Below are 3507 nucleotides of genomic sequence, written 5' to 3'. Positions count from 1 at the left end.
GCCTGTGGAGACGGGCTCTGCGGCGGAACGCGGCTGGCCGCGGTCTACGAGCACCCCGCCGAAGAAGCAGGAAGCAACCGGGGCGGTATTCCTTCGATGGAATATTTGTCCATGAGTTGCGGAACGGTACGCGTAGACGACCGTAAGCGCATACCCGAACAAGACGACCGACCGCCGCGGCACCCGGTCCGACAAAAACCCGGCGATCGGGATGGTCAACATCAGCACGATCGCTCCCACCAGCGTCGCGTTGACGAACAGATTTTTGGGCATCTGAAGAATCGTTGCTCCGTAGCTAACAAAATAAGTATTGAAAATATAAAACGTGGCAAAAACTTGTAGATTGGCCAGCAAACCGAAAAAGAGCGAGGCCGGATGCCGGCGAAACGTCTCCAAAAGCGGCGCCCGCGCCGTCCGGCGCGTGTTCAACACCTGCTGAGAAATCGGCGTCTCCATGACCGAAAGGCGCATCCACACGCCGAGGACGAGCAGGATGAAGCTGAGGAGAAACGGAATCCGCCAGCCCCACGCGTCGAACGCATCGCCCGTCAAGGCGATCGTCAGAGACACGACTGCCGAGGACAGGATGAGGCCGAACGGCACGCCCATCTGAGGCAGGCTCGCCATGAGTCCCCGCGTCGGACGCTCTGACCACTCCAGTGCCAGGATGACCGCCCCGGCCCATTCGCCGCCGACGGAAAAGCCTTGCAGAAAGCGAAGCAGCGTGATCAGCACCGCCGCCCAGAGGCCGATGTGTTCATAGGTCGGCATCAGCCCCATCAGCGTCGTCGCCGCCCCCATGAGGACGATCGTCACGATGAGCGTCGTCTTGCGGCCGATCCGATCGCCGAAGTGCCCGAAGAACATTCCGCCGAGGGGGCGTGCGAGAAACCCGATCGCGAAGGTCAAAAACGTCTGCATCAGAGCGACATACGGATCGCTGCCGGGAAAGAAAAGCTTCGGAAAGACGAGCGCGGCCACGGTCCCGTAGACGAAGAAATCATACCACTCGATCGTCGTGCCGATGATGCTCGACGCCACCGCTCGGCGCCGCTGCCGGCGCTCGAATTCGGGAGAAAGTTTCGAATCCTGTCCGATCATCCCGCCGCCCTCCCCTGGCCTTTGTCCTTTTTGCAGCTTCATTGCGGTCACGTCGCGATGCGGCGCTCAACCAGCGATCTTCGGCGCAACCGGTTCGACATCCCACCTCCTGACGAGCGATCCGCCCTTCGACAACGGAAGGTGAACGAACGATCGCTCATTACAGATAAACGCTCTGCTTCAGCCGCTTTCCTTTCGCGGCCGCTTCCGCCCCCTTTCCGGCCCCGCTCCCCGGCCGCCGGCAGAGCGGGACCGGTCGACCGCCCTTCTGAGCCGAGGCAGGGATCAAAACGTTCCGACGGTGTCTTCATTTTATTTTATGGATTTCGCCGAGTCAATCCGGACAAAAAGGTTTCAATCCTTTCCTCCGATGCAGGCCGCTTGATCGATTTTCATCGCCAGCGCCTCGCCGATGGCGAGGGCCGCCGTCGCCGCCGGCGACGGCGCGTTCAGCACATGGACGATCCGGCCCGTCTCGAGCAGCACAAAATCATCTTCCAGCGTCCCGTCCCGCCGGACCGCCTGGGCCCGAACGCCGGCGCCTCCCGGGACCAAGTCCTCCGCCTCCAGCGCCGGCACCAGGGTCCGAGCCTCCCGGAGAAAGCGTTCCCGGCTCCACGACCGGAGCATCGTCTCCCGGCCGAGGCCGCGATACCGCCACGCCATGCGCCAGAAATCCGGCCCCTTCAGCCGGTCGACCGCCTCTTTGAAGTCGAAGGCCCGACGGCCGTACCCTTCCCGCGCCCACGCCAGCACCGCGTTCGGGCCGACGTGCACCGCCCCGTCGACGCCGCGGGTAAAATGCACCCCGAGAAACGGAAGGCGCGGATCCGGCACCGGATAGACGAGCCCCCGAATGAGCGACCGGCGCTCCGGCCGAAGTTCAAAATACTCGCCGCGAAACGGCACGATCCGGACCGGCGGCCGAAGCCCGCTCGCCCGAGCCAGCCGGTCGGACCAAAGGCCGGCGGCGTTCACCGCCCGCCGGGCAAAAACGACGTCCTCGACCGCCCGGTCCCCGTCCTGCCGCCGGACGACCGCCCGCACCCGGGCCCCCTCGTCGAACAAGGCCAGCGCCCGGTGGCCGGTTCGCACCGCGCCGCCCCGGCGGACGATCGCCTCTCGGAGCGCCCGCGCCACGGCGGCAAAGTCGATCACCCCCGTCTCCGGCACCCAGAGCGCCCGGTGCGCCCGGACGTGCGGTTCTTTCGTCCGGAGGTCGTCCGGGCCGATCCACTCGACCCGAAGGCCGTTCTGCCGCCCGCGGACATACAGCGCCTCGAGCCGCTCCGCCTCCGCCCCGTCTCGGGCGACGAGCGCCTTTCCCGGCCGGGCGTGCGGAAGCCCCCACGCTTTTGCCAGCGAAAACAGGGCCTCCCCGCCCTCCCGGGCAAAGCGGGCCTTCAGGCTCCCCGGGCGGTAGTAGATCCCCGAATGGATGACGCCGCTGTTTCGGCCCGTCTGGTGCCGGGCCACGTCGTCCTCTTTCTCCAGCACGACGACCGTCGCATCGGGGCGGCGTTCCAAAAACCGATCGGCCGTTGCCAGCCCGACGATGCCGCCGCCGACGACGAGGAGGTCCAGCATTTGATCCATCGCTCCCGTTTTCGGCCCCCCTTTTTCGCCACGCGGCCCGGCCGCGCCCGCCCGGCGCGACGCCCGAAGTCCGTTCTCTTTAACGCATAAAATCCGACCGACGCGGGCCACGCTTATCCCCGCTCGGCGCAACGCAAACCATCCGCTCAGTGCGACGCAAACAGCCGCCCGACGCCGTAAAGCCGCTCCAGGACGGCGATGAAAACGACCGAAATCAGGACGACGACGCTCGAGACCGAGGCGACGATCGGCGAGTACGCATCCTGCATATGGGAAAAAATCTCCAGCGGCAGCGTCCGCATCTTCGGCGAGACGAGGAACAGCGACACCGTCACGTTGTCGAACGACGTCAGAAAAGCGAACATTCCGCCGGAGACGATCGCCGGCCGAAGCAGCGGAAGCGTCACATCCCAGAACACCCGAAGCGGTCGGGCCCCGAGGATCTGGGCGGCCCGCTCGAGCGTCGCATCGTACCCGCTCAAGCCGGCCAGGACGAACCGCACGACATACGGAAACGTGATGAGCACGTGCGCGATCCAGAACCCCAAGGGCGTTCCGCTCAGATACAGCGGCGTGACCTCCTCCCACCCTTGAAAGGGCGGGCTTCCCCTTTCATTGAAGAAAGCTTACACGGATATAGGGGCTCGCCCCCAAAATCCGTGCAGCGGCCTCCCTCTCCGGGAGCTTGAGTTCGGGCCGGTCCAGCCCTACGGCCCGATCGGGGCTCAGGCCAAGCCCTTTTCTCAAGATGACCATGGCGGCATTAACGTCCCTGTCGCAGGTCCAGCCGCATTCGCACTTGATGACTCT

The 3507-nt window shown here is 65.2% G+C and carries 3 protein-coding genes and 1 pseudogene; all 4 read right to left on the bottom strand.

Annotation, left to right across the window (positions count from 1 at the left end):
• A partial coding sequence (locus tag SA87_RS09505) for an MFS transporter (RefSeq protein ID WP_066202377.1) occupies positions 1 to 1101 on the bottom strand: 1101 nt, incomplete at its 3' end.
• Between the two features lie 354 nt (positions 1102 to 1455).
• The gene (lhgO, locus tag SA87_RS09500; RefSeq protein ID WP_066202380.1) at positions 1456 to 2697 is read right to left on the bottom strand and encodes an L-2-hydroxyglutarate oxidase; all 1242 of its coding nucleotides are present in this window, start codon (positions 2695 to 2697) and stop codon (positions 1456 to 1458) included.
• A 146-nt stretch (positions 2698 to 2843) separates the two neighbouring features.
• Positions 2844 to 3272, bottom strand: a pseudogene (locus tag SA87_RS09495) (ABC transporter permease); the annotation flags it as partial.
• A gap of 37 nt (positions 3273 to 3309) precedes the next feature.
• Positions 3310 to 3507, bottom strand: a 198-nt coding sequence (locus SA87_RS13790) for a transposase (protein WP_211264222.1), incomplete at its 5' end; no start/stop codon positions are given.

This window comes from Hydrogenibacillus schlegelii, assembly GCF_001653195.1.
Lineage (GTDB): Bacteria > Bacillota > Bacilli > Thermicanales > DSM-22653 > Hydrogenibacillus > Hydrogenibacillus schlegelii.
Note: the sequence above shows the minus strand (reverse complement) of the source record. Positions and strands in the feature narration are given on the sequence as shown.

What these genes read in the sequence shown, in the direction of transcription:
- lhgO (WP_066202380.1), bottom strand. Translation starts at nt 2,697, where the DNA reads ATGGATCAAATGCTGGACCTCCTCGTCGTCGGCGGCGGCATCGTCGGG.